The organism is Methylobacterium sp. NEAU K, assembly GCF_030700285.1.
Classification (GTDB): domain Bacteria; phylum Pseudomonadota; class Alphaproteobacteria; order Rhizobiales; family Beijerinckiaceae; genus Methylobacterium.
Genome location: NZ_JAUYZJ010000011.1, coordinates 81,829 through 105,919 on the forward strand (window position 1 = coordinate 81,829; position 24,091 = coordinate 105,919).

Annotated in this window: 22 protein-coding genes and 1 pseudogene; 9 read left to right on the forward strand and 14 right to left on the reverse strand. The window is 71.9% G+C overall.

The annotated features are described in order from the left end of the window. Positions 1-242: 242 nt before the first annotated feature. Positions 243-734 carry a YcgN family cysteine cluster protein gene (locus Q8W67_RS11335; protein WP_305545303.1) on the forward strand — a complete coding sequence of 164 codons (492 nt, stop codon included), beginning with the start codon at positions 243-245 and terminating at the stop codon, positions 732-734. A gap of 48 nt (positions 735-782) precedes the next feature. Here the strand turns inward: Q8W67_RS11335 and Q8W67_RS11340 are convergent, their stop codons facing one another. The 6 genes from Q8W67_RS11340 to Q8W67_RS11365 all read right to left on the reverse strand — a co-directional run bounded on the left by Q8W67_RS11340 (position 783) and on the right by Q8W67_RS11365 (position 4,873). Further along, on the reverse strand, positions 783-1,460 hold the full coding sequence (locus Q8W67_RS11340; protein ID WP_305545305.1) for an NrsF family protein: 678 nt from the start codon (positions 1,458-1,460) through the stop codon (positions 783-785). After that, positions 1,460-2,143, reverse strand: a complete 684-nt coding sequence (locus Q8W67_RS11345) for an RNA polymerase sigma factor (protein ID WP_305545307.1) — start codon at positions 2,141-2,143, stop codon at positions 1,460-1,462. The genes Q8W67_RS11340 and Q8W67_RS11345 overlap by 1 nt, the downstream gene beginning before the upstream one ends. Next, positions 2,140-2,859 (reverse strand): thioredoxin family protein, encoded by a 720-nt coding sequence (locus Q8W67_RS11350; RefSeq protein ID WP_305545310.1) that lies wholly within the window; start codon positions 2,857-2,859, stop codon positions 2,140-2,142. Before Q8W67_RS11350 ends, Q8W67_RS11345 begins: the two co-directional genes overlap by 4 nt. A gap of 73 nt (positions 2,860-2,932) precedes the next feature. After that, positions 2,933-3,727 carry a creatininase family protein gene (locus tag Q8W67_RS11355; protein ID WP_305545312.1) on the reverse strand — a complete coding sequence of 265 codons (795 nt, stop codon included), beginning with the start codon at positions 3,725-3,727 and terminating at the stop codon, positions 2,933-2,935. Between the two features lie 119 nt (positions 3,728-3,846). Then, positions 3,847-4,380 carry a protein phosphatase CheZ gene (locus Q8W67_RS11360; RefSeq protein ID WP_305545315.1) on the reverse strand — a complete coding sequence of 178 codons (534 nt, stop codon included), beginning with the start codon at positions 4,378-4,380 and terminating at the stop codon, positions 3,847-3,849. A gap of 109 nt (positions 4,381-4,489) precedes the next feature. Continuing rightward, the gene (locus tag Q8W67_RS11365) at positions 4,490-4,873 is read right to left on the reverse strand and encodes a response regulator (protein ID WP_305545317.1); all 384 of its coding nucleotides are present in this window, start codon (positions 4,871-4,873) and stop codon (positions 4,490-4,492) included. A gap of 294 nt (positions 4,874-5,167) precedes the next feature. On the opposite strand from Q8W67_RS11365, the gene Q8W67_RS11370 reads away from it, so the two are divergent. Together Q8W67_RS11370 and Q8W67_RS11375 are read left to right on the forward strand one after the other, a co-directional pair. Beyond that, on the forward strand, positions 5,168-6,154 hold the full coding sequence (locus Q8W67_RS11370; RefSeq protein ID WP_305545319.1) for a bifunctional riboflavin kinase/FAD synthetase: 987 nt from the start codon (positions 5,168-5,170) through the stop codon (positions 6,152-6,154). A 62-nt stretch (positions 6,155-6,216) separates the two neighbouring features. Beyond that, positions 6,217-6,435, forward strand: a complete 219-nt coding sequence (locus Q8W67_RS11375) for a DUF2093 domain-containing protein (RefSeq protein WP_305545321.1) — start codon at positions 6,217-6,219, stop codon at positions 6,433-6,435. Between the two features lie 3 nt (positions 6,436-6,438). Here the strand turns inward: Q8W67_RS11375 and lpxK are convergent, their stop codons facing one another. Genes lpxK through Q8W67_RS11390 form a run of 3 tightly spaced genes read right to left on the reverse strand, consistent with a single transcriptional unit; the run spans position 6,439 to position 9,535 of the window. Beyond that, positions 6,439-7,422 carry a tetraacyldisaccharide 4'-kinase gene (gene lpxK / locus Q8W67_RS11380; RefSeq protein WP_305545324.1) on the reverse strand — a complete coding sequence of 328 codons (984 nt, stop codon included), beginning with the start codon at positions 7,420-7,422 and terminating at the stop codon, positions 6,439-6,441. Next, entirely contained in the window at positions 7,422-8,753 is a 1,332-nt protein-coding gene (locus Q8W67_RS11385) for a 3-deoxy-D-manno-octulosonic acid transferase (RefSeq protein ID WP_305545327.1), read from the reverse strand. The genes lpxK and Q8W67_RS11385 overlap by 1 nt, the downstream gene beginning before the upstream one ends. Beyond that, positions 8,750-9,535 carry a lysophospholipid acyltransferase family protein gene (locus Q8W67_RS11390; protein WP_305545330.1) on the reverse strand — a complete coding sequence of 262 codons (786 nt, stop codon included), beginning with the start codon at positions 9,533-9,535 and terminating at the stop codon, positions 8,750-8,752. Before Q8W67_RS11390 ends, Q8W67_RS11385 begins: the two co-directional genes overlap by 4 nt. A 267-nt stretch (positions 9,536-9,802) precedes the next feature. Between Q8W67_RS11390 and Q8W67_RS11395 the strand changes: the two are divergent. Continuing rightward, a pseudogene (locus Q8W67_RS11395) lies at positions 9,803-10,294 on the forward strand (VIT1/CCC1 transporter family protein); the annotation flags it as partial. Between the two features lie 65 nt (positions 10,295-10,359). Next, positions 10,360-11,268 carry a metallophosphoesterase gene (locus tag Q8W67_RS11400; RefSeq protein ID WP_305545335.1) on the forward strand — a complete coding sequence of 303 codons (909 nt, stop codon included), beginning with the start codon at positions 10,360-10,362 and terminating at the stop codon, positions 11,266-11,268. A 69-nt stretch (positions 11,269-11,337) separates the two neighbouring features. Here Q8W67_RS11400 and Q8W67_RS11405 read toward each other — a convergent pair whose 3' ends face one another. Next, positions 11,338-11,499: a hypothetical protein gene (locus Q8W67_RS11405; protein WP_305545337.1), complete on the reverse strand. Its 162-nt coding sequence runs from the start codon at positions 11,497-11,499 to the stop codon at positions 11,338-11,340. A 322-nt stretch (positions 11,500-11,821) separates the two neighbouring features. Here Q8W67_RS11405 and Q8W67_RS11410 point away from each other — a divergent pair, with 322 nt between their 5' ends. Then, a complete protein-coding gene (locus Q8W67_RS11410) occupies positions 11,822-13,216 on the forward strand; it encodes an amidase family protein (protein ID WP_305545340.1) in 1,395 nt (464 codons plus the stop codon). Between the two features lie 46 nt (positions 13,217-13,262). On the opposite strand, the gene Q8W67_RS11415 is transcribed toward Q8W67_RS11410, so the two are convergent. From Q8W67_RS11415 to Q8W67_RS11430, 4 genes are read right to left on the reverse strand one after another with little or no spacing between them, the layout of a single operon-like run. Then, on the reverse strand, positions 13,263-14,405 hold the full coding sequence (locus tag Q8W67_RS11415) for a M20/M25/M40 family metallo-hydrolase (RefSeq protein WP_305545523.1): 1,143 nt from the start codon (positions 14,403-14,405) through the stop codon (positions 13,263-13,265). Between the two features lie 11 nt (positions 14,406-14,416). Then, positions 14,417-15,898, reverse strand: coding sequence for a M81 family metallopeptidase (locus Q8W67_RS11420; RefSeq protein ID WP_305545343.1), 1,482 nt, complete (start codon positions 15,896-15,898; stop codon positions 14,417-14,419). Between the two features lie 34 nt (positions 15,899-15,932). Further along, entirely contained in the window at positions 15,933-18,290 is a 2,358-nt protein-coding gene (locus Q8W67_RS11425; RefSeq protein WP_305545346.1) for a penicillin acylase family protein, read from the reverse strand. Continuing rightward, positions 18,287-19,831 (reverse strand): acetolactate synthase large subunit, encoded by a 1,545-nt coding sequence (locus Q8W67_RS11430; protein ID WP_305545525.1) that lies wholly within the window; start codon positions 19,829-19,831, stop codon positions 18,287-18,289. Before Q8W67_RS11430 ends, Q8W67_RS11425 begins: the two co-directional genes overlap by 4 nt. Before the next feature lie 207 nt (positions 19,832-20,038). Between Q8W67_RS11430 and Q8W67_RS11435 the strand changes: the two genes are divergently transcribed. From Q8W67_RS11435 to Q8W67_RS11445, 3 genes are read left to right on the forward strand one after another with little or no spacing between them, the layout of a single operon-like run. Further along, complete coding sequence (locus Q8W67_RS11435) at positions 20,039-21,640, forward strand: ABC transporter substrate-binding protein (RefSeq protein ID WP_305545349.1); 1,602 nt, start codon at positions 20,039-20,041, stop codon at positions 21,638-21,640. 5 nt (positions 21,641-21,645) lie between these two features. Further along, positions 21,646-23,037 carry an amidase gene (locus tag Q8W67_RS11440; RefSeq protein ID WP_305545352.1) on the forward strand — a complete coding sequence of 464 codons (1,392 nt, stop codon included), beginning with the start codon at positions 21,646-21,648 and terminating at the stop codon, positions 23,035-23,037. 54 nt (positions 23,038-23,091) lie between these two features. Further along, on the forward strand, positions 23,092-24,000 hold the full coding sequence (locus Q8W67_RS11445; protein ID WP_305545355.1) for a LysR family transcriptional regulator: 909 nt from the start codon (positions 23,092-23,094) through the stop codon (positions 23,998-24,000). The last annotated feature ends 91 nt before the right edge of the window (positions 24,001-24,091 follow it).

Genomic DNA, 24,091 nt, shown 5'->3' on the forward strand with positions numbered 1-24,091 from the left:
GCGGCATACCCGTCCTTAGCAGGATCCGGGACCGGCGGCGAGGCTCTGCGCAATCTCGCGGAACATCGCGCAACGAGCAGCGGCGTAACGCGCGACCGCCCGCAACGGTCGCACCCGGGGCGCCCGCTTGGGCACGATCCCTGGCGCGGCGATGGAGGTGCCGCGAAGGCCGTCGCGACCCGCTTGCCCCGGGGCGCCGGCTCGGGCAGAGACACGGCCTTCCCGATCGAGAGACGTGACAGATGCCCAAGCCCGAGGCGCCGCGCCGCGGGGTCGCCGAGCCGTTCTGGCGGACCAAGACGCTCGAAGCCATGACCACGTCCGAGTGGGAGAGCCTCTGCGACGGGTGTGGCCGCTGCTGCCTGATCAAGCTGGAGGACGACGAGACCGGCGAGGTTCACCACACCGATATCGGGTGCACGCTGCTCGACGGCCTCACCTGCCGCTGCCGCGACTACGCCCGCCGCCAGAAGCGGGTGCCCGACTGTGTCCGCCTGACACCCGAGGCGGTGCGCACGATTCCGTGGCTGCCGCCGACCTGCGCCTATCGCCTCGTGCGGGACGGCGAGCCCCTCTATCCATGGCATCCCCTGGTCTCGGGGCGGGCCGCAAGCGTGCACGAGGCCGGCATCTCGATCCGGGGCCGGCTCGCCGGCAACGAAGAGGAATTTTCCGACGACGAGCTGCCGGACCGGATCGTGGACTGGCCGGGCCTGGACCCGGACGAAGCCTGACGCCCGCCCCCCCCGGGACGGGAACCGGCAGGGCGTCCGGCGCGGCGCTCAGCCGGTCGCGGCCTGACGGTCGAGCAGCCGGCCGCCGGCGAGGCCGTTGAGCCCGATAACCCCAACAACGGCCACGGCATGGATCAGCAGGTCGGTCGCGGTGGCGTCGTGCGGGTGGAACGGCATCAGCAGCGCGGCGGCGGCGGCCGCCGCCGCGAGCCCGCCCAGGGCGGCCGTGAGGTTCGGACGCAGGGGGCATGCTCGGCGCAGCATCATGACGATCAGCACCGAGAGCGGCACCGAGACGCAGACCAGGAAGCTGAAGCAGCCCGTGACCTCGTGGGCGTTGGGGATGTCGGTGCCCGGGGCGACCCATCCGCGCAGGCAGCCTAGCCCGCTCGCGCAGACCCAGAGGGCGAGCGGCGGCAGCGGCAGCAACGCCCAGGCCGTGGGGCGGCCCGGCACGCTGGTCGCGAAGGCCGCGAAAGCCGCGAAGGCCGCCGTCAGCACCGCGCCGGCCGCGGCGAGGGCGAGATCGGGGACGCGCATGCGCAGCATGAACCCGGTGGCGTCGATCCGGGTCGCGAGGACCAGCCCGAAAAGCAAAGCCGCGCCGAGCCACAGGGCGGCGCGCGCGGCCGGCCCCGGCAGCGGCCGGACCGGCTCCAGGCCGCCCGCGAGATCCTCGACGAGTCGCTCGTGACGGCGCGGGTCGCGGCTGGCGAGGTCGACCATCAGCCCCGCTCCTGCGTCAGGCTGGCGCGCAGGGCCTTCAGGGCCCGGTGCAGGTTGACCTTCAGCGCCCCCTTGCTCCGCCCGGTGAGCGCCGCAGTCTCGTCGAGGGACAATTCGCGCAGGCCGAGATGCTCTACCGCCTGGCGTTGCCCCTCCGGCAGGGACGCCACCGCGCGGGCGAGGGCGGCGGCGCGGTCGCCCGCCTCCAGCCGTTGCCCGGGCTCGGGACCGGGATCGGCCTCGGCCTCGTAGGCCAGCGGATCGTGAACCTCCCGCGGCCGGCGGCCGGCCCGGCGCAGGCGGTCGATCGCCCGGCGCTGGGTGATGGCGCGCAGCCAGGGCAGGAACGGGCGCGCGGGATCGTAGCTCGCCCGAGCCCGATGGATGGTCATCAGCGTATCCTGCACGACGTCGTCCACCGCTTCGCCACGCACGCCCTGCGCCCGCGCGATCGCCGACACGACGGGCAGGCAGGCCTTCAGCAAGGCGCGGTACGCGGCTGCGTCACCGCCCTGTGCCGCCGCCATTAGAGCCGCGAGTTCCCCTTCGAGCACCGTCCGGGCTCCGCCGCCGATCCGCTCACCGGCACAGGCTGAGTCTAGCCTGGCGTCGGACCCCGGCGCCAGCGCCCATCCGTGCGCCGCGATGCCGCCCGGCATTCCACCCGAGAGGGCGAGGATCATCGCAGGCTCTCCCGGGCGGTCTCGGCGAGCGGGCCGCCGAGGCGCGCCGCGCCCAGAATGCGGCCGTCGGCGGCCTGGAGGAGCAGAGCCGCAGTCTCGCCCTCCGGGGTCGCCGCCTGGAATGTCGCGGCGGCGCCCGACCAGGGTCCGAGGTCGCGCACCGAACGGACGACGTTCGCCTGCTCGATGGTGCGCCCGGCATTCTCGCCGCGCAGGACCCGGGTCGCGTGGCTCGGGTCGAAGCCGATCAGCAGGACCCGTCCGGCGCCGCTCCCGTCCCCGACCCGCGCGGCGATGCCCGTGCCCGTCCGAGCCAGCGTCACGGGGATCGCCGCCCCGGCGCCCCGCGCCCGCGCGATCGCCGCCCGCAGGCCGGCCTCGTCGGAGCCGACCAGGGCCGCCTGCCCATCGACCACGGCCTGCGGGGTGTAGCTGGCGCCGCCGAACCGGGCGGCGTAATCGCCCTGGCGGGCGGTGGCGGCCCGCAGGGCGTAGGGATCGCGCCAGTCCAGATGGTTCCAGTAGGTGACGTGGAAGGCCAGCGGCAGCACGCCGGCCCCTTCGCCGGCGAGCCGGCCGATCAGCGCCTCAGCGGGCGGGCAGGACGAGCAGCTCTGGGAGGTGAACAGCTCGACGACGACGGGGCGCTCCGCCGCGACGGCCGGACGGCCGGCGGCGAGCAGCAGGGCAACGGTGATCAGGGCGACAGGTCGCATGGCCGGGCCTCCGGCGCGCCGGCGGATCGGACCCGGCGCGTGATCGACCTGTTCGGCCGCGCGCAGGCGGCGGTTACACCGGGGAAGCCCCGTCGAGCTCGAACCGGTCCACGTCCTGCAGCAGCGCCACGAAGGCGTTCGCGCCGTGAGCCAGCGCCGCCTGCCCCGCCTCCGCGGTTCCGAGCCGCGCATCGCCCATGGCGCCTGAGGGGTGGAGGTCGCCCGCCTTCCAGGCGAAGGACGCGGGGCGGCCGGCACGCAGGTGCGTGAAGTCGCGCACCATCGCCAAAGTCCGCGGCGGGAAGTCGGCGATCCGGTCGGTCCGCACCAGATCCGGACGGAGGGCCAGCATAAGCGCGGTCTCGATGCCGCCGGCATGGATGCCGTGGGCGATCTCGCCGGCTGGGAACAGGCCGTCCGGGTAGCCGAGGCGAGCCCAGGAGGTCGTGACCGCGACCATGCCGAATCGCGCCCGCAGCTCGCCCGCCACCAGATCGATGACGGCGCTGTTGCCGCCGTGGCTCGTGACGATCACCAGCTTGCGGCAACCGGCGCGATGGATCGCGGCACCGAGTCCGGTCCAGGCGGCCAGCGCCGTCCCGGTGTCGAGGGTGAGCGTACCCGGAAAGCCATCGTGCTCGTCGGACTTGCCGATCGACTGGACCGGCAGCACCAGCACGTCGAGATCGTCGGGTACCCGCTCGCGCATGCGGGCCAGGTAGCCCTCCGCGATGATCACGTCGGTGGCGAGCGGCAGGTGCGGCCCGTGCTGCTCGATGGCGGCCACCGGCAGGACCGCTACGGCCCGCCGCATATCCCGCCCTGAGAAATCGTCCGTGGTCAGTTCGGACCAGAGCCGCGCCGCCATTCCTGCCCGGGACCTTCTTCCGACGCCGTCAACGCGCGGCGGCTGCTCGCCGAGACGATGTAACCGGCCCGGCCACGCGGAGTCGACGGCCGCAATGTCGCCGGGCGATCCGGGAGGCGTCAGGCGAACAGCGCGTCAATGTCGTCTTGCGAGGGAGTCGCGTCGACGGCCTGGGGGCCGTTGAGGAGCAGATCGTCCGCGCGGGCGCGGCGGGCGCGCTCGGCCGGATCGATCGAGGCCGCGTCGCGGGCCTTCACGGCACCGACGAAGCGGGCGAGCCGCTGCTCGAACAGCCTCAGCGCCTCGACCACCTTGGCGATGCGCTGGCCGGTGATGTCCTGGAAGGCACAGGCCTCGAAGATCGTGTTGATCCGCTCCTCGACCGCCTCGCGGTAGCCCGGCCCGTCCGGAAGTCCGAGCATCGCCTCAGCGGCTTCCATGATCGTGTTGGTCGCGCCCGCCGTGGCGGCCACGACGCTGCCGAGTTCCTCGTGCGCCATGGGAATGCGGTCGCGACTCATCTCGTTCGCCCGCAATGCGCCGATCTCCTCGCGCATGTGGGCGATGTAGTCGGCGATCTCGATCAATTCGGCGATCACGGCATGCGGTTCCCTGAACCGCACTTCCGATTGCCGCGCAGCGGCTAACGACATGCTCTCCTCCTGAGATCGGCGACCGTCGACGCCGGCCGCATCGCTCTTGGGCGCCTTCCGGCGTATCGGCGGTTTCGTCTGAGGGGGCGAGGACTGTGCCACGGGACGATCAGTTCCCGCAGACCGCCTCGATCTTCGACTTGAGCGTCGCCGCATTGAACGGCTTCACGATATAATTGTTCACCCCCGCCTTCTTGGCGGCGATAACGTTCTCGGTCTTCGATTCGGCGGTGACCATGATGAACGGCGTGGTCCGCAAGGTCTCGTCTGCCCGCACATGGCGAAGCAGCTCATAGCCGGTCATCGGCTCCATATTCCAGTCCGATATCACCAAACCGTACTTGCGATTCTTGAGACGGGCAAGTGCAGCCGTACCATCCGAAGCATCATCGACCTCTTCGAAGCCCAGCTGCTTCAGAAGATTACGGATAATGCGGACCATCGTCTGGTAATCATCGACAACGAGGATCGGCATGCTCAGATCGAGAGCCATGGATCAACTGCTCCGTAATTGCCCGGCGGGAAGCCGCGGCGGCTCCCGGAACGATGAACGCTTCACTAACGCTGCAAAATAGCGGCGCCGCATAACATTTAAAATAGGGGTCGCGCATTGCGAACCCGTTAATCGGCGCAGGCGTCGCACCGCATCGATCCGTGCGGTGTTGCAGCGCGGTCGCAGTTCGCTTGACCCCCCGGGCGCCTTTCGGCAGGGTCCGGCCGCGTCGGGCCCCTCGCGGACTCCTCAGGCGATTCCATCCGACCCCTCCGAGCTTCCGACTCCGAACCGATGGTCCCAGGCGACGACACGGCCGCGCGGCCCTTCACGATCTGCCGCGCGGATACGCCGGTCCCGCCGGCCCTGACAGGGGCCGTCGCGGCGATCGGCAATTTCGACGGAGTCCATCGCGGCCACCGCGTGCTCGTCGAGAACGTGCGCGCGGCGGCGCGCGAGGCCGGCCGGCCGGCGGCGGTGCTGACCTTCGAGCCGCATCCGCGCGCCTATTTCGCGCCCGATGCGCCGATGTTCCGCCTCACCTCGCTCGCCGCGAAGGAGATCGTGTTCGCGCGCCTCGGCCTCGACGGGCTGATCGTACGCGCCTTCGACGGCGCGCTGGCCGCCACGGGGGCGGCCGCCTTCGTGCGCGATTTCCTCAAGGGGTCGCTCAGCCTGTCCGGCGTGGTGGTCGGCCACGATTTCCACTTCGGCCGCGGCCGCGAGGGCACGCCCGCGATTCTGGCCGACCTCTGCCGCGGGGCGGGGTTGAGCTGCCGGATCGTGGCACCGGTCGCCCTCGGGGGCGAGACGGAGCCGGTCTCGTCGAGCGCGATCCGCGCGGCGCTCGCGTCCGGCGACGTCGCCCGCGCCAACGCCCTGCTCGGTTATCGCTGGTTCGTCCTCGGCCCGGTCCGCCACGGCGACAAGCGCGGGCGCCAGCTCGGCTTTCCCACCGCCAATGTGATGCTGCCCGATTGCGGGCTGGCGCATGGGATCTACGCGGTGCGGGTGCGCCTCGGGCCCGGCCGGTTCTGCGACGGCGTGGCGAGCTACGGCCGCCGTCCGACCTTCGACGACGGTGCACCGCTCCTGGAGGTCTACCTGTTCGACTTCTCCGGAGACCTCTACGGGCGCGAGATCGCCGTGGAGTTCGTCGGCTACATCCGGGGCGAGGCGCGGTTCGCCAGCGCCGACGCGCTGGTGGCGCGCATGCACGTGGATGCCGATGCGGCGCGGCTCATGCTGGCCTCCGACGACACGCCCTCGATGCTCGCCTGATTCTCCGAGGCAGCGCGGCTGACGCGGATCGTGTACAAGGGCGGATCGATCGGGAGGCGGATGTGCTGGGTCGTTACGAGCGCGGGAACAACGGCGAGGCCGTCGTCGAGTACGGCGACGGCACCATGCGGGTGGTCAAGCCCGGCAGCTTCGTGCGCTGCGCGGTGACCGGCGAGCCGATCCCGCTGGACGGGCTGCGCTATTGGAGCGCCGCCCGGCAGGAGGCCTATGCCTCGCCCGAGGCGATCCTGAAGCGTCTCAAGGAAGCCGGGCGCCCGTAGCGCTCACGGCGCGCCGCCGAGCGCGTGCCGGACCTGCCGTCGGAGAGCGTCCGGATCGTCCGGCACGAGGCGCACGCGCAGGACCCGCACCCGCGCCGCGAAGTCGGCTGGCAGGCGCACAGCATCCTTCTCGGTGGTCACGAGGTCGGCCCCGAGCCTTTCCGCATCCGCGGCCAGAGCGGCCAGTTCGGCGGCGCGATAGGGGTGGTGATCCGGGAAGGAGCGCATCCCGACGAGAGCGGCTCCCGTGCCGCGCAGGGTCGCAAAGAACTTCTCCGGCCGCCCGATTCCCGCGAAGGCGAGACAGCGCCGGCCGACCAGTTCGGAGCTGTCCGCGTCCAGGCGCGCGCGATGGACCGCAAGGCCGCGCCGTTCGGCCATTCGGGCGACTGCCTCGCCCGGTGCCCCGTCGCCCACCAGGATCAGCCCGGCGACGTGCGGCCATTGCCTCTCGAGGGGCGCCCGCAGGGGGCCGGCCGGGAACGGCAAACCGTTGCCGATGCCGGCGCCGCCGTCGACCACGGCCCAGGCGAGATCCTTGGCAAGCGACGGGTTCTGCAGTCCGTCATCCATCACGATCGCGTCTGCGCCGAGCGACCGGCACAGGGCGGCCCCCGCCGGGCGGTCCCGGGACACGATGGTCGGCGCGCGGCGGGCCAGCAGCAGCGGCTCGTCGCCGACCTCCGCGGCTCCGTGCCGGTCCGGATCGACCCGGACAGGACCGGCCAGGCGCCCGCCATAGCCGCGGGACAGGAAGGCGGGCGCCCGGCCGAGTTCGGCCACCAGGGCGGCCACCGCCAACGCGGCGGGCGTCTTGCCGGCACCGCCGAGCGTGAAGTTCCCCAGGCACAGGATGGGACAGGCCGCCCGCGCGCCCGTCCGATCCATGCGCCGGGCGGTGAGCGCGCCATAAGCCGCGCCGAGCGGTGCGAGGCAGCGGGCGGCCGGGTGATCCGCGCCCGCCGCCCAGAAGCGCGGCGGCCGCATCAGGCCCGGGCGAGGGGGCGCATGAGGCCCTCCCGTTCGAGACGCTGAAGCTTCATCTGCGCCACGAACGGGTCGAGGACCGCCAGCGTGCGGGCCACCGCGCCCTCGAAGGGCTGCAGCGCCCGCTGCCCGGCCTGCGCCATGCTGTCGAGCCGGGCCGCATCGCCCAGGAGTTCCCCGGCGACGGCCGCGAGCTCGACGCCGTCCCGCACTGGCAGGGCGGCTCCGGCCCGGTCGAGCGCGCGGTAGACCACCGCGAAATTCTCGGTGTGCGGCCCGTGCAGCACCGCCGTGTCGAGGCGCACCGGCTCGATCGGGTTCTGGCCGCCCCGCGGGACGAGGGAGCCTCCGAGGAACACCAGCGGGCTGAGCCTGTAGAACAGGCCCATCTCGCCGATCGTGTCGGCCACATAGATCTCCACGGAGGGATGGGGACGGCCGCCGCTGGAGCGCCGCGCGCTGCGCAGGCCGAGGGCGGTCGCGCACTCGGCCGCCTCAGTGCCGCGGGCGGGATGCCGCGGGGCGAGGATGGTCAAGAGCTGCGGAAACTTCGCCTTCAGCACCGCGTGGGCGTAGGCGATCATGGCCTCCTCGCCGGGGTGGGTGCTGGCCGCGACCCAGACCGGCCGGCCGGCCACCATGGCGCCCAGATAGGCGAGCTGCTGCGGGTCGGCCGGGGGTACCTGGGCATCGAATTTCAGGTTGCCGCTGATGCTGACCCGCGGGGCGCCGAGCTTGGCGAAGCGCTCGGCATCCTCCTGGGTCTGCGCGAGGCAGACCGCGATCCGGGCCAGGAGCGCCTTGGCGGTACGCGGACAGCGCTCCCAGCCCCTGAACGACCGCTCCGACATGCGCCCATTGACCAGGATCAGCGGGATCTCGCGGGCGTCCAGCGCCAGGATGGTGTTCGGCCAGATTTCCGATTCGGCAACGATGGCGAGGTTCGGCTGCCAGTGGTCGAGGAACCGCGCTACCCAGCGTGGCGCATCGAGGGGGATGTACTGGTGCACCGCGCCGGGGGGCAGGCGGGCCCCGATCAGCTCGGCGGCCGCGCGCGTCCCGGTGGTTACGAGCACCGAGAAGCCGCGACCGATCATGCCCTCCACGAGCCCGACCAGCGACAGGACCTCACCGACGCTCGCGCCGTGCATCCAGGCCAGGGGCCCCACCGGGCGTGCCCGGCCCGGCAGGCCGCGGCGCTCCGGCAGCCGCAGCGGGTCCTCCTTGCCGTGATGCGCGCGCCAGGCGAGCAGACCGGTGAGCGCCGGCTCGCCGACACGCAGGCCGGCGCGGTAGGCTTGCAGCGGCAGGGTCACGGACGGCATCTTCACGCCACGTCTCCCATTCGGGCGGTCGCCGCCGCCGGGGACGCATCGCGATAGAGCGCCGCACGGTCGGGGCGCCCGACCAGCGCGTAGGCGCGGGCATGCACCCGGTTCATCTCGGCCTCGACGTAGTGCCGGAGCGCCTCGAACGCCTCGCCCTCGCAGTCGCGCGCCACGTAGATCGGCTCGCCCAGCACGATCGCCCCACGGCCGAAGGGCAGGCCGAGGCAGGCGCGGTCCCAGGACTTGAAGCGCAGGTGCCGGCTGGTCACAACGGCGGCCGGGATGATCGGGCGGCCGGACAAGCGCGCCAGCGTCAGGATTCCGGCGTCGCAGCGGCGCGAGACCTTCGGCACGTCCGCGCTGAAGGCGACTGATTCGCCGGCCTTGAGCGCGCGCAGCATCGCCCTCAGCCCCTCCGCGCCCCCCTTGGCGCGGGTATCGATCGCCCGGCCCCGGCCGCGGGCGCCGGATGCCCGCATCACCCGCACGCCGAGACGCTCCAGCGCGATGGTGTTGATGTCACCGTCCGGGTTCTTCGAGATGATCGTGGCGACCGGATCGCTCGGTCGGCGCATGAACGGCATCATGATGTGCTGCCCGTGCCACATGCCGGCGATCAGCGGCAGCTGGGCATCGATCCACCGGTCCGCGGCGCCGGGACCTGCCGCTCCGGCATGCATTTCGAAGCGGTTCGTGACCCGCACGAGCCGGAGATAGGCGGCCGCGACGCGGCCGAGGACGCGCTGGACGGCGCGATGTCGGAGGATACGCTTGCCGAGACTCATGACACGCCTGTGGCAGCCGGAGCGAACACCGCTCGCACAGACCGGGGCCGGATTCGTCCGTGCACGGTCTAGTCCCCGCCCCTGAGCCAAGGCAACCGGATCCGTCGACCGTTCGATGAAAGCGACCGCCTCGTGACCGGCAGCGAAAACGCGGCGGGCAGGCTTGTTTAGATGCATTCCAAACTGTAGATTGGAATGCATCTAAACAAGGAGCCTATTGCCGTGGCAGCCGTCCTCGAAAACATGATCGATACCGGGCTTGAAGCCCGTCGCGCCTTCGTCCTGCGCTACGTGCAGCCGGGGCTCGCCGGCCTGATCGACGGCTCGGTGTCGACCCTGGCTCCCATCTTCGCGGCTGCCTTCGCCACGGGCCATAACGGGGCAACCTTCCTGGTCGGGCTCGCGGCCTCGGTCGGCGCCGGGATCAGCATGGGGTTCACGGAAGCGTTGTCCGACGACGGCAGCGTCACCGGGCGGGGCGACCCGTGGCTGCGCGGCCTCGTCTGCGGGGTCATGACGACGCTGGGCGGCCTAGGGCACACGCTGCCTTACGCGATCCCGGACCGGCTTCCGGCGGGCTGGCCGAATCCGTTCGTCCTCGCCACCAGCCTCGCCGTACTGGTGGTGGTCGTCGAACTCGTCGTCATCGCGGCGATCCGCACACGCTTCATGGCGACCCCGTTCTGGCGTGCGGCCCTGCAGGTGATGGTCGGCGGTGCGTTGGTCCTCGCCACGGGCATGCTGATCGGTAGCGCTTGACGTGGGGGCGCGCGACCGCGATGCGGGACGCGTCCCGTGCCCGTCTCGAGCGTTGACCCCCGGCGTTGACCTTCCGCCTCGCCCATCTCAGTGATCCGCATGTCGGCCCGCTGGGCCGGGTGCGCCTGCACCAGCTCATCGGCAAGCGCGCCACCGGCTACGCCAACTGGCGGCGCGGCCGGTCGCGCAGCCATGACATGGCCGTGCTCGAGACCCTGGTGGCAGACCTGAAAGGGCAGGGTGCCGCCCACGTCGCCTGCACGGGCGACCTGTGCAACATCGGCCTGCCGAGCGAGTGGGAGACGGCGCGCACCTTCCTGGAGGCGCTGGGCGCGCCCGAGACGGTGAGCTTCGTGCCGGGCAACCACGACGCCTACGTGCGCGGCTCCCTGGAGGGGTTGCTCGCCGCCTGCGGCGGCTACACGGGCGACGATTCGGGCTCGCGCGGGCGCTTTCCCTACCTGCGGCGGCGCGGACCGTTGGCGCTGGTCGGCCTCTCGAGCGCGATCCCCACGAAGCCGTTCGTCGCGACGGGGCGCCTCGGCGCGCCACAACTCGCGGCCGCCGAGGCGCTGCTGCGGGCGCTCGCCACCGAGCCGGGCAAGCCGTTCCGGGTGGTCATGATCCATCATCCGCCGCAGCCCGGAGGAGCCTCGCCGGGGCGCGAACTCAAGGATGCCGCCGCCTTCACCGCGATGATCGCGCGGGCCGGCGCCGACCTGATCCTGCACGGGCACAACCACATCGCCAGCAGCACCCTCATACCGGGGCCGGACGGGCGCGCCGTCCCGGTGATCGGCGCACCCTCGGCCTCGGCGCGCCCGGACGGGCACGGGGGGATGGCGGCGCGCCGGGCGTCCTACCTGCTGTACGACATCGACCGATCGGGAGACGGCTACGCGGTCACCGCCCGAAGGCGCGGCCTCGATGCCGCCGGAGCCGTCTGCGATCTCGGGCCGGTCGCCCTAGCCTGAAGGCGGCCGGCGGCCTGCCGTCGGGCCCGAGGCCGGGGCGGCCCGCTCGGGGCGCCGGCCTCGGGGGGCTCAGTTGCTCGCGGAGACGAGATCGGCGCGCTGCTGCCGACTGATGCTCGCTTCGTAGCGCTCGGCCTGCAGGCGGGTCAGACCGCTGATCAACGCGAGAGTCCCGCGATAGACTGTGTAGGTGCCGTCGTGAGTCGGCTTGACGCGAATCACCTCTGCCATGGGAGCCTACCTTGTGCTGGAGGTTGCCTGTCTTCGTCGGAGGAGAGCGATCCCTTTTTTGCTGAATTGTCCGATCGAACGCGCGAACGACAGCGAGGTTAGCAATTGGGTAGGGTCTGACAAGGGTCAGTTACGGCTAAATGCTTAGTTAATTCTGTTGCAGTGCGGCAAAGCCTTGCCGGCGCTGGTGATCCGGGGCTGCGCAAAAAAGCGGCCGCGCGCTTGCATAAAGGATATGATCACTAGGGGCCTCGGGGCATACCCGCGCGCCGCGAATCCGGAACGGATCTCGCCCCGGCGGGGCGCGAAAAAGGGATACCCCATGCAGCTCTGGCGTCTGACGGCGACCGACCTCGCGGCGTTGATCCGCACCGGAAAGGTTTCGGCCCGCGAGGCCGCGCAGGACGCGCTCGGGCGGCTCGACGCGGTCAACGGCCGGATCAACGCCGTCGTCGAGCACCGACCGCAGGATGTGCTGGCGCAGGCCGACGCGGTCGACGCCGCGCGTGCCCGGGGCGAAGCGCTCGGTCCGCTGGCGGGGGTGCCGGTGACGACCAAGGTGAATGTCGACCAGCGTGGCTTCGCGACCACGAACGGGCTGCGCCTCCAGCGTGATCTCGTGGCCGCCGACGACAACCCCGTGGTGGCGAACCTGCGCCGGGCCGGCGCGGTGCTGCTCGGGCGGACCAACACGCCGGCCTTCTCCCTGCGCTGGTTCACCACCAACCAGCTGCACGGCGAGACCAGGAACCCGCGCGATCCCGCGCTGACGCCGGGGGGCTCGTCCGGCGGGGCGGGCGCCGCGGTCGCGGCTGGGATCGGGGCGATCGCCCAGGGAACCGACATCGCCGGCTCGGTGCGCTACCCGGCCTATGCCTGCGGCGTGCACGGCCTGCGCCCGAGCCTGGGGCGCATCCCGGCCTGGAACGCCTCGTCGCCCGAGCGCGGGATCGGGCCGCAGCTCATGGCGGTGTCGGGGCCGCTGGCGCGCAGCATCGCGGACGTGCGTCTCGGTCTGCACGCGATGGCTGCGCCCGATCCGCGCGATCCGTGGTGGGTACCGGCCCCGCTCGAGGGTCCGGCTCTGCCGCGCCGGGCGGCGCTCTGCGTGCGGCCGGGCGGCCTCGCGGTGGTGCCGGAGGTCGAGGCTGCCCTGCGGGATGCGGCGCGGCGCCTGACCGAGGCCGGGTGGACGGTCGAGGAGATCGCCGACACGCCCCCGATCCGCGAAGCGAGCGCCTTGCAGATCCAGCTCTGGCTCGGCGACGGCTACGGGGTCGCCCGGGCGGCCGCCGAGCGCGAGGGCGACCCGGCGGCCATCGACCTCCTAGAGCATTTCCGGGCGCACGCGGAGACGATGCCGCCCGACGCCCTCGCCAAGGCGCTCACCCGGCGGGCGACGCTGGCGCGGGACTGGGCGCTGTTCCTCGCCGCGCATCAGGTGCTGCTGGTGCCGGTCTCGGCCGAGCTGCCCTTCCCGGACGGGCTCGACCGGACCGGCGAGGCCGGGATCGCACGCGCCTTCGAGGCGAACCTGCTGCAGGTCGGCCTCGCGCCGATCGGCGTCCCGGCGCTCACCGTCACCACCGGCCTCGTCGGACGCACGCCTGTGGGCGTTCAGCTCGTCGCATCCCGGTACCGGGAAGACCTGTGCCTCGCGGCGGGCGCGGCGATCGAGGCGGCCGGGGCACCCGAGATGCCCGTCGATCCGGCCTGAGCGGCGACGCAGGGCCGCCCGGCATGAACCCGGGCCCGTACCGCCCTTACGATGATCGGGCTGCGCCGAGATTCGCCAGCAGGGCCGCGAACAGCCGCGCCCGCTTTGGCAGCGTGCCGATCAGCACGTGCTCGTCGAGGGTGTGGTAGCCCTCGCCGAGCGGCCCGAGGCCGTCGAGGGTCGGGATGCCGTTGGCGCCCGTGAAGTTGCCGTCCGAGCCGCCCCCGGCACTGCGATGGGGCAGGCGCTGGCCCAGCGCTTCGCTCACGGTCCGCGCCCGTTCGTAGAGGGCCATGCAGCCCGCATCCGGCTCCCAGACCGGCCGGGTAACGCCGCGGGTCACGGTGAAGCGGACGCCGCCCTCCTCGCCCGACAGCGCCAGCATCCGCTCGACGCCGCGGTCGAGGTCGTCCTGGCGCTTGGCCATGCTCAGCGCCTGCCCGCGGCACAGGGTCGGGACGCAGTTGACCCACTGCCCGCCCGACACGATGCCGGTGGAGTAGGTGCAGTCCGCGTCCGACATCGCGTCGATGGCCAGGATCATCCGCGCCATGGCGCGGATCGCCGAGCGGCCCTCGTGAGGCGACGAGCCGGCATGGCTCGGGCGGCCCAAAGCCTCCAGGTCGAAGCGCGCGATGGCGTAGCGGCCGGTGACGACCCCGTTCTCCGGCAGGCCGGGCTCGGGCACCAGCACGAAGGCGTGGCGGGCGGCCTCCGCCTCAATCAGGTCGCGGGTCGAGGGGCTGCCAACCTCCTCGTCGCCGGTGAACAGCACGGTCACCGGCAGCGGCGTCTCGACGCCGGCCGCCGCCAGGGCGCGGATCGCGGCCAGCGCGATCACGTTGCCGCCCTTCATGTCGAGGATGCCCGGACCGTAGGCGCGGTCGCCCGCGATCCGCCAGGGCAGGCTCGCCAGCGTGCCCACCGGATGCACCGTGTCGAGATGCCCGAGCACCAGGATTCCCGGCAGGTCGCGGCGCCGGTGAGGGAAGCGGGCCCGCACGCAGCCGCTCAGGCCCATCCGGCCCGGGATGGTCTCGACGGCGGCCCCCGCGATGGCGAGGTCGCGGGCGGCCACCGCCATCATCCTGTTGACCGCGGCGGCATCATGAGTCGGGCTCTCGCATTCGACCCAGGGCCGCAGCGTCGCGAGGATCGCGTCGGCGTCGAGGTGCAGGTCGGGGATCATCGGTTCCGGCTTCATCGGACTGTCTCCGCGGCGCCAGCGGCGAACGGGTCGGCGACCCGGGGCCAATAGAGGCCCGAACGCTTGGTGTAGGGGATCGTGCCGTAATCCGGCGGGACGGCGCCGGGTGCCGCGACGTAGCGGACCGCACTCGCGATGGGCGCGAAGGCTGCATAGAAGTGCTGCATCGACTTCACCACGACGATCCGCTTGTCGTCGAGGGTCAGCCCGAGCCCCGTGAAGGCGTCGGGCGCGAAGGCCTGCTGGCGGATGTGCGTCAGAACAACGTGGATCCCGTCCGCCTCGATCCAGGCGGAAGGACCGAGATGGGCCCGGCCTCCGCTGAGCCCGCCCTGGCTGTGGTCGTCCGAGAGGCCGCGGACGGTGACACGCAGGTCCACGGGATCGCCCGAGGTCACGCCGCACTTGCCGCCGACCCGTAGGGTGAAGGCCGCCCCGAGCCCGGCCTCGTGGCAGATGCCGACCGCCCCGGGATCCCAGATCAGGCCGAGCGCCACGTCCCGGACGCCACGCCGGGCCAAGCGGGCCAGGATCGCGGTGTTGTCCGAGGGGGCGCCGGCGCCGGCATTGTCGGCGAAGTCGGCCAGAACCATCGGGCGCGGGTCGGTGGAGGCGAGGGCCGCGTCGATGGCCACGTCGATCGTGTCGCAGCGGCTGGATGCGGCCTCGCGCATTGCCCAGACCTCGCCGGCGAGTTCGTCGGCGAGCGCCTGCGCCCGGTCGATATCGCCATCGGCCACCACCAGGATCTTGGCGCCCACATCCGGCACGTCCCCCCACGGGAACCCGTGGCCGAAGGAGACCGACAGGATGCCGTCCCGGCCCTCCAGGGCCTCCATCCGGCGCACGAAGCCGGAGACCGGCTCCCGGCTGGTGCGCCACATGTCGACCATCCGGCAATCGGCGTAGGCCATGACCGGCCGGATCGCCCCGGAGGCGGCGCCGGTCACGAGCGGATAGAGATCGCGGGCGCGGTCGACGATGTCGGTGTGGGGGTATTCCTTGTAGATCACCATCACGTCGGCGCTCCGCCGCATCGTCTCGGTGAGATGGCAGTGCAGGTCGAGCTCGACACCGATCGTGGCCTCGGGGCCCACGATGGCGCGGACCCGCTCGAGGGTGTCGCCCTCGCAATCGTCGTAGCCCTCGGCCACCATGGCGCCGTGCATGAACAGCAGCACCGCGTCGACCGGCATCGCGGCCCGAAGGTCCTCCAGAAGCGCGTCACGCAACTCCTCGTAGACCGCCCGCAGGGTGATCCCACCGGGCTGGGCGAACGTCGAGAGGCTCTCGACAACGGCGTGCCCGTCCGCCTCGGCCATGGCGCGCCAGGCCCTGAGACCGATGTTGCTGAGGCGGGGCGGATTCCGGCTGCCGTCGCGGCGGGCGTAGTCGGCGAGGAAGGCCGCGCGGCCCGTGGGCAGCGGCGCGAAGGTGTTGGTCTCGGTGGCCAGTCCGGCGATGAAGATCTTCAAGGTCTCAGCCCCCTCCCACCCGGACGGCCGCCGATCAGGCGGAGGCCGGGCTCAGCGCGATGATCGTTTCGGTCGCCGCGTCCACCGCCTCGCGGCCGTAGAGCATCGGCAGGTAGTCCCGGCGGCCCCAGACGGGCGCCAGGTCGGCGTAGTGCCGGCTGCCCGGGTCCCCCGACTGGCCCGGAACGTTGACGAAGACCGACCGGTCCCAGTCACCCACGTCCACGACCATGCGGAACGAGGCGCCGTGGGTAAGCCGGAACGTGTCAGTGCGGTACTCGGCGTGCATGACCGATGCCGCGGCGCCACCCACCGGCAGCGGACCGACATCCCAGCCGGGATCGGGCCGCAGGGCCGTGAGCGGATGCGCGAACAGGGCGTGGTGCAGGCCGCCCCAGGACCACGCGGCGGGATCCGGGCCCAGCCGTTCCCGGCAGGTGCGGAAGGCGGCGCCGAGGGCATCCGCCAGAAGGGCAGCGCGCGCGGCCGGATCGAGGCCGGTCTCCAGCCGCTCGATCAGGCTCTGCGTGTCGCCGGGTGGCAGCAGGCGGCGGGTCCCGGAATCGGGCACCAGGGCTTCGAGAAGGGCAGGGCGCAGGTGGCCGACCCAGAACACCTCGATGAGGGCAGCGGCGGCGGAGTCCGCGTGCAGCGCCCCGTCGAACGGTGACAGCAGATCCCAGCCCTGCGCGACATCCGGATCCGCGCCCACCGGCAGCGCCCGCACCAGCCGGGCGAGCCGCAGGGCGGGCTCGGAGAAGACGTCACCCTGGAGCGCCTGGGACTGCTCAAGGCCGTGCCTGGGCTGTCCGTCGAGCACCGCACGGATCCGGCGGGCGCGCCAGGGTTCGGCCCATTCGAAGCCGACCTTCAAGGCCTCTGCGGGGAAGTCCGGCGGCAGGTTCATGGCGTTGGCGGTCGCGATGTAGCCGTCCGCCGGGTCGATGCTGCGGGGCAGGGCGTCGGGATCGTGGAAACCGGCCCAGTCGTAGCGGCCGTCGCCCGGCGCCGGGAGCAGGCCGTCATGGGCAGGCCGCACCGGCGCCTTCCCGGCCATGAACCACGCGATCCGCCCGGTCACATCGGCGTAGAGCTGGTTGACCGAGGGCGCCGACCAGTGGCGCAGGGCATCGCCGAAGGCCTCCGGGGTCGTGGCGCCGAGATAGGCGAGGCTGCCGAGATAGGCGGCAGCGCCCGGCTCGGACCAGACGGTGCGCAGCGCGAAGGCGCGGGCGGGCATCTCGCGGAGCACCGGGCCATGCCGGGTGAAGCCGAGCACCACGGTCTCGTCGGGACCGCCGCGCACCGGGATGGTTTCGGTGATGCGCGCGATCCGCTCCCAGCCGTCGCCGTACCGGTAGCGGTCCGGATCGGCGGGATCGGTCTCGCAGACGAACAGGTCCTCCTGGTCCATCGGAGCGATGGTCAGGCTGAAGGCGGCGTGGCCGTTATGGCCGATGGAGATGCCGGGCAGAGCCGGCTCGCCCGCGCCGATCACGTCGAGGCCCGGGGCGGTGAGGTGGACCGCGTAGCGGAGCGAGGGCTGCAGGTAGATCCGGTGCGGGTCGCTCGCGAGGATCGGGCGGCCGGTGTCGGTGCGGGACGGCGCCACCACCCAGTTGTTCGAGCCTTCGGACGGCTCCTTCGGCGCGGCGCGCGGTCCCCGGGTGACGGCGCCGTGCGCGTCGACCCCGGTCCAGTGCCACGCCTCGGCGCGCGGCGCCGCCATGCGCTCGGGCGTGAACCCGACCGGTGCGGTGGCCAGGCGGAAATCGTCCAGCAGATCGTCGGGCCAGCCGGCGGCATCGATCCCGTCCGGGATCACCGGCTCGTGCGGCGGGCTGATGCGCTTGCGCACATCGTCGGCGGCGAGCCCGGCAGCGCGGGACTCGCCCCGGGCGAGCACCCGGGCACGGGCGACCTCGGACAGGACGTTTCGGACCAGCCCGTGGCTGCGGATGCGCACAACGTCCTCCGGCCGCCACGGGGACGGGCGCGTCTCGGTCACGGCGAATTCGGGCGGCAGCAGATCGGGTCGCGCCTCGGTCAGAACCACGAAGGCGTTGATCCCGTCCACGAAGGCCGTGACGATCGCCCGCGTGTCCTGCGGCCCGTAGGCGGCCCACTCGGCCGCCATGTCGCCCCGATAGAGAAACAGCCGCGCGGCGCGATCCTGGGCGATGTAGCCCGGCCCGAAATCCGCCGCCAGCAGGCCGAGGCCGCGCTTGCGCCAGAGGTCGAGCTGCCACAGCCGGTCCCGGGCGGCGTTGAAGCCCTGGGCCCGGAAGGCGTCCAGCGCGGTCGCGGCGCGGATATGCGCCACGCCCCAGCGGTCGACCCGGATCTCGGCCGGGCCTTCGAGCCCGGGGAGGGGGTATTCCGCCCCGCTCACAGGCTCACTTCGATGAGGTACGGGCCGGGCTTGGCCAGCGCGTGCTGGAACGCGTCGATGAAGGCCGCGAGCGTCTCCACACGCCGGCCATCGACCCCGAAGCCGCGGGCGAGGCTCACCCAATCCACCGCCGGGTCGTCCAGGCTCAACATGCCGATCGCCTTCGGGCCGGGATTGAGCGCGCCGACATTGGCGAGTTCCGCCCGCAGGATCGCGTAGGACCGGTTCGACCAGACCAGCGTCACCACGTCGAGGCGCTCGCGCGCCTGGGTCCAGAGAGCCTGCGCGGTGTAGAGCCCGCTGCCGTCGGCCTGGAGGTTGATGACCTTGCGGTCGGGACAGGCCACGGCCGCCCCGGTGGCCATCGGAATGCCGAGCCCGATCGCGCCACCGCTGAGCTGGAGCCACGTATGCGGCGCCGCGTCCCGGGTGAGGGCGAAGAAGTTGCGCCCCGTGGTGATCGACTCGTCGCAGATCACCGCATTGTCCGGGATGAGCGCGCCGAGGACCTGGCCGATCGTGTCCTGGTCGAGGGGGCCGGAGGTGGGCAGGCTCGGCCGCGCCGCCGCGGCGATGGGCTCGGCGGGCGGCGCCGCGACGGCCTCGGCCAGCCGTTCCAGAGCGTCGATCTGGTCCTCCCCGGGGGTGGCCAGCGTGATCGTCGTGGAGCCTTCGGGAGCGAGCAGGCTCGGCTTTCCGGGATAGGCGAAGAAGCCCACCGGCTGGGTCGCCCCGATCAGGATGATGTGGCGGAACCCTTTCAGCGCCTCGATCGCCTGGTCGATCGGGTAGGGAAGCCGCTCGATCGGCACGGTGCCGGCGCCGCGGTCGATCCGGGCGTTGGAGGTCATCGCCATCAAGTGCGCGCCGGTCTTGCGGGCGATCCGGTCTGCGATCACCCGGCCCTCGCCGCGCACAGCCCGGTCGCCGAGATGCAGCAACACCGGTTCGCCGCTCGCCAGCGCCCTGGCGGCGGCCGCGACCGCGTCGTCGCTGGCCAACGCCCGCTCCGGGACCGCCGGCACGGGCGCGATGCCGGTTCCGGGATCCCATGCCGTATTGGCCGGCAGGATCAGCGTGGCGATCTGCCCGGGCGCCGTGCGGGCGGCGGCGATCGCGGCGGCACCGTCGGCGCCGATCTCGGCGGCGCTCATGCCGGTGCGCAGCCAAGCCGAGACCGGCGCGGCCAGCCCTTCGATGTCGGAGGTCAGCGGCGCGTCGTATTCCCGGTGGTAGGTCGCGTGCTCGCCGACGATGTTGACGATCGGCGTGCGCGCCCGGCGGGCATTGTGCAGGTTGGCGAGCCCGTTGGAGAGGCCGGGCCCGAGATGCAGCAGGGTCGAGGCCGGCTTGTCGGCCATGCGGCCGTAGCCGTCCGCGGCGCCGGTGGCCCCGCCCTCGAACAGGCACAGCACGCAGCGCATGCCCTCGACCCGGTCGAGGGCGGCGACGAAATGCATCTCCGAGGTGCCGGGATTGGTGAAGCAGACCTCGACCCCGCCGGCGACGAGGGTCCGGACCAAGCTCTCGGCCCCGTTCATCGTGGTTGGCGTCCCATCGGTCACGGGCGGCTCCATTCTTTCGGGCCGGCGCTGCCGGCGACTCGCATTCTTTATTACCGTGACGCAGCCGGGGTCGAGCGCAAGGCCTGAAGCGCGTCATCGCCCGTTCGCAGGACGCCGGGATCATGGCACGATGTGGCGCGGGATTTGCCGCTGTCGCGCTTCAACTTCGACGAACGGGATACGATGACACTTCGCCGCCTGATTGCTCTCTCGCTGGCCGCCCCTCTCGCCCTGGCCGATCCGGCCAGCGCCGAGAGTGTGCTGCGCATCGCCATGACCGCGACCGACATCCCCACGGCGACCGGGATGCCGAACAACGGCTTCGAGGGCATGCGCTTCCTCGGCTACCCGATCTTCGAGGGGCTGGTGCAGTGGGATCTGAAGAGCACCGACAAGCTCGCGGGCATCATCCCGGCGCTGGCGGAGCGCTGGGAGCAGGATCCGAACGACAAGACGCTCTGGACCTTCCATCTGCGCCAGGGCGTGAAATTCCATGACGGAACGCCGTTCGACGCCGATGCGGTGATCTGGAACCTCGACCGCTACTACCGGAACGACAGCCCGCAATTCGAGGCGCAGGGCGCCGGCATCTCCCGTGCCCGGGCGCCCCTCGTCGGGAGCTACAAGAAGATCGACGACGCCACCGTGCAGATCAAGACCACGCAGGTGGCGTCGTACTTCCCGTATATGGTCGTCTACCTGCTGTTCACGTCGCCGAACTCGTTCGAGAAGGCGGGCCGCGACTGGAGCAAGGTGGCGGCGCTGCCCGCGGCCGGGACCGGCCCGTTCAGGATCACCCGCGTGGCCCCGCGGGAATCGGTCGATCTCGCGAAGTTCGACGGCTACTGGGACCCGAACCGGATGGCCAAGGTCGACAAGGTCCGGCTTCTGCCGATCCCCGAGGCGAATGCCCGGGTCGCCGCCCTGCGGTCGGGGCAGGTGGACTGGATCGAGGTGCCGGCGCCCGACGCGATCCCGTCCCTCAAGCAGGCGGGCTTCACGATCACCACGGGCTCCTACCCGCATGTCTGGCCTTACATCTTCAACATCGGCGCCAAGGACAGCCCGCTGAAGGACGTGCGCGTCCGGCAGGCGCTGAACTACTGCGTCGACCGGGCTGCCCTCGTCGAGCTCCTGAACGGCACGGCCGAGCCGGCCTCGGGCTGGCTCAACGACAAGGACCCGAATTTCGGCACTCCAAAGAACCGCTACGTGTTCGATGCTGCCAAGGGCAAGGCGCTGCTCGCGGAGGCCGGCTACACCGACAAGAAGCCCTTCAGCCTCAAGGTGATGATCTCGTCTTCCGGCTCGGGCCAGATGCTGCCGATGCCGATGAACGAGTACCTGCAGGAGAACCTCAAGCAGGCCTGCGGCGTCGATCTCAGCTTCAACGTGGTCGAGTGGCAGGTGCTGCTGAATTCGAGCCGGGCGCTGCCGGACGCGCCGAGCCTGCAGGGCTCGATGGCGCTCAACGTCTCCTCGCCCTCGTCCGACGCCAGCGTGATGGCGCGTTACTTCGCGGGCGACCGGTTCCCGCCGAACGGCTTCAACTTCCCGAACTGGAAGGACGATCAGTTCGACGCCGCCCTCAAGGCGCTGGCGGAGACCACCGACACCAAGGTGATCGACGTCCAGACCAAGGCTGCCCACGAGCGACTGGTGGACAACCCGCCATGGCTGTTCGTCGTGCATGACCTCAATCCCCGCGGGATGTCGAAGAAGGTCCACGGCTTCGTCTCGCCGCAATCCTGGTTCGTCGACCTCACCCTCGTCAGCGTGCAGTGAAACCGATGTCCGATATCGATCCCGTGAACGCCCCCGCGGCCGACCTCGCCCGGGCAATCCGGTCGCGCGCCCTCTCGCCGGTGGACGCGGTGGATGCGATGCTCGGCCGGATCGAGCAGCTGGAGCCGAAGCTCCAGGCCTTCACCGAAGTCTTCCGCGAGGATGCGCGCCTCGCCGCGGAGGGCGCCGACCGATCGATCCGCGCCGGCCACGCGGTCGGGCCGCTCCACGGTGTCCCGGTGGTGCTCAAGGACCTCATCGATCTGGAAGGCCGGATCACCATGGGCGGCTCGGCCGCCCATCGCGCCCGCCGGGCAGAGCGCACCGCCACGGTCGCCCGGCGCCTGATCGCGCAGGGCATGATCGTGATCGGCAAGACCCATACGGTGGAGTTCGCCTATGGGGGCTGGGGCACCAACCAGCACCTCGGCACGCCCTGGAACCCCTGGGACTCCCAGACGCCGCGCACGCCCGGCGGGTCGAGCAGCGGCACCGGCGTCGCGGTGGCGGCCCGCATGGCCCCCTGGGGCATCGGGACCGATACCGGCGGATCGGTGCGCCTGCCCTCGGCCTTCTGTGGGCTCACCGGGTTGAAGGTGACGGTGGGGCGCGTCTCGACCTGGGGGATCGTGCCGCTCTCGACCACCCTGGACTCGCCCGGCCCGCTCGCCCGCACCGTGGAGGATGCGGCGTTACTCTACGAGGCGATCTCCGGCCCCGATCCCCTCGACCCGACGACCCGCGGAGTCCTGCCGGACGCGCCCTGGCCGACCCTGAACCGCGGGGTGCGCGGCCTGCGGCTCGCCCGGATGCCCGCGATCGAGCGGGAGGGCGTCGCCGCCGACATGCTGGACGCCTACGACGCGGCCCTCGACCTGCTCGCCCGGCTGGGGGCCGAGATCGTCGACATCGCCCTGCCGTTCCGGTTCAGCGAATGCGTGGCGATGAGCGGGATCACCAACGCGGAGGCCTATTTCGTCAACGGCGCCCTCGCGGAGGATCCGGCCGCACAGCTCGGCGACGCGGTCAGGGCCCGGATCCTGGCCGGTGCGGAGGTCTCGGCGCAGGAATATCTCGGCACGCTCCACCGCCGCGCCGCGATGAAGCTGCAATATGCGGCCGCCCTGGAGGGGATCGACGCTCTGCTGACGCCGACCACGGAATGCGCGGCCGTGGCGCTCTCCGAGGTCGACGAGGCGCATCTGCCCTCCCGCTTCACCCGGTTCGGCAACCTGCTCGATCTGTGCGGGCTGGCGCTGCCGGACGGCTTCACCGCATCCGGGCTGCCGCTCTCGCTGCAGATCGTCTGCCGGGGTTACGACGAGGCGATGGCGCTGCGGATCGGACAGGCCTACCAGCGGGCGACCGACTGGCACCTGCGCCGGCCGCCGGTGTGACGGGCGGCGCTCAGGACGGTTGCGCCGACGCTGGCGCGTCGTCACAACCGCTCCGTGCAGCTCAGCCGTGCCGACCTCGCCGATTTCGGCTACTTCCTCGCCATCGCGAAGCATCGCAGCTTCCGTCGCGCGGGCCTTGAGCTGGGCGTCAGCGCGTCGGCGCTGAGCCATGCCTTGAAGGGGCTGGAGACGCGGCTCGGCGTTCGCCTGCTCAACCGGACGAACAGGAGCGTCACGCTGACCGCGGCCGGCGAGGAGCTGTTCGCCGCGGTCGAGGCTCCGTTCGCGGCGATCGGTATGGCCGTCGAGGCGATGAACCGCCATCGCAACGAGCCGGCGGGCCGCATCCGGCTCAACGTGCTGGAACATGCGAGCGCGCTCCTGCTCGCCCCGGTCCTCCCGACCTTCGTCCGACGCTATCCGGAGATCGAGATCGACGTGCGCGTCTCGAACCATCTCCTGGACGTGATCGAGACCGGCGCCGATGCCGGGATCCGGTACGGCGACACCGTTCCCAAAGACATGATCGCGCAGCGCCTCTCGGCCGACATACGCTGGGTCGTGGTGGGCGCCCCCGCCTACCTGGAGCGCTTCGGCACGCCGGCGCATCCGGCCGATCTCCTGGCCCATCGGGGCCTGCGCGTCCGCCTCGGCAACGACGACATCTATCACTGGGAATTCGAGACCGACGGATCGGCCATGGCCCTCGACGTGCCGGGGGCGCTGACGCTCGACAACACGCAGCTCGTGATCGCGCTCGCGCGGGCCGGTGCGGGGCTAGCCTATCTGCCGGAGCCCTGCGTGACGGCGCTGGTCCACGCCGGCGACCTGCGCCCTGTTCTCGACGCCTGGTCTCCCGTCGGTGCCGGCTTCCACCTCTATTATCCGGGACGGCGGCAGCTCCCGACCGGCCTGCGCCTGTTGATCGCCCTCATCCGCGAGATGCGCCCGCTCGGCCTGTAGCGCGCGGCGTGCGGCTGTGGCGCGATGAGGCGCGCTCATCGTTCCGTTGAGGCGACGGCACCTGCTTCGCCGAGCGTCAGCCCGCTACATC

Coding starts and splice junctions, on each gene's coding strand:
- Q8W67_RS11415 (WP_305545523.1), bottom strand. CDS start 14,405: ATGATCCCCGACCTGCACCTCGACGCCGACGCGATCCTCGCGACGCTG.
- Q8W67_RS11340 (WP_305545305.1), bottom strand. CDS start 1,460: ATGGTCGACCTCGCCAGCCGCGACCCGCGCCGTCACGAGCGACTCGTC.
- Q8W67_RS11365 (WP_305545317.1), bottom strand. CDS start 4,873: ATGGCTCTCGATCTGAGCATGCCGATCCTCGTTGTCGATGATTACCAG.
- Q8W67_RS11370 (WP_305545319.1), top strand. CDS start 5,168: ATGGTCCCAGGCGACGACACGGCCGCGCGGCCCTTCACGATCTGCCGC.
- Q8W67_RS11345 (WP_305545307.1), bottom strand. CDS start 2,143: ATGATCCTCGCCCTCTCGGGTGGAATGCCGGGCGGCATCGCGGCGCAC.
- Q8W67_RS11355 (WP_305545312.1), bottom strand. CDS start 3,727: ATGGCGGCGCGGCTCTGGTCCGAACTGACCACGGACGATTTCTCAGGG.
- Q8W67_RS11360 (WP_305545315.1), bottom strand. CDS start 4,380: ATGTCGTTAGCCGCTGCGCGGCAATCGGAAGTGCGGTTCAGGGAACCG.
- Q8W67_RS11335 (WP_305545303.1), top strand. CDS start 243: ATGCCCAAGCCCGAGGCGCCGCGCCGCGGGGTCGCCGAGCCGTTCTGG.
- Q8W67_RS11430 (WP_305545525.1), bottom strand. CDS start 19,831: ATGAACGGGGCCGAGAGCTTGGTCCGGACCCTCGTCGCCGGCGGGGTC.
- Q8W67_RS11410 (WP_305545340.1), top strand. CDS start 11,822: ATGCAGCTCTGGCGTCTGACGGCGACCGACCTCGCGGCGTTGATCCGC.
- Q8W67_RS11390 (WP_305545330.1), bottom strand. CDS start 9,535: ATGAGTCTCGGCAAGCGTATCCTCCGACATCGCGCCGTCCAGCGCGTC.
- Q8W67_RS11405 (WP_305545337.1), bottom strand. CDS start 11,499: ATGGCAGAGGTGATTCGCGTCAAGCCGACTCACGACGGCACCTACACA.
- Q8W67_RS11435 (WP_305545349.1), top strand. CDS start 20,039: ATGACACTTCGCCGCCTGATTGCTCTCTCGCTGGCCGCCCCTCTCGCC.
- Q8W67_RS11440 (WP_305545352.1), top strand. CDS start 21,646: ATGTCCGATATCGATCCCGTGAACGCCCCCGCGGCCGACCTCGCCCGG.
- Q8W67_RS11350 (WP_305545310.1), bottom strand. CDS start 2,859: ATGCGACCTGTCGCCCTGATCACCGTTGCCCTGCTGCTCGCCGCCGGC.
- lpxK (WP_305545324.1), bottom strand. CDS start 7,422: ATGCGGCCGCCGCGCTTCTGGGCGGCGGGCGCGGATCACCCGGCCGCC.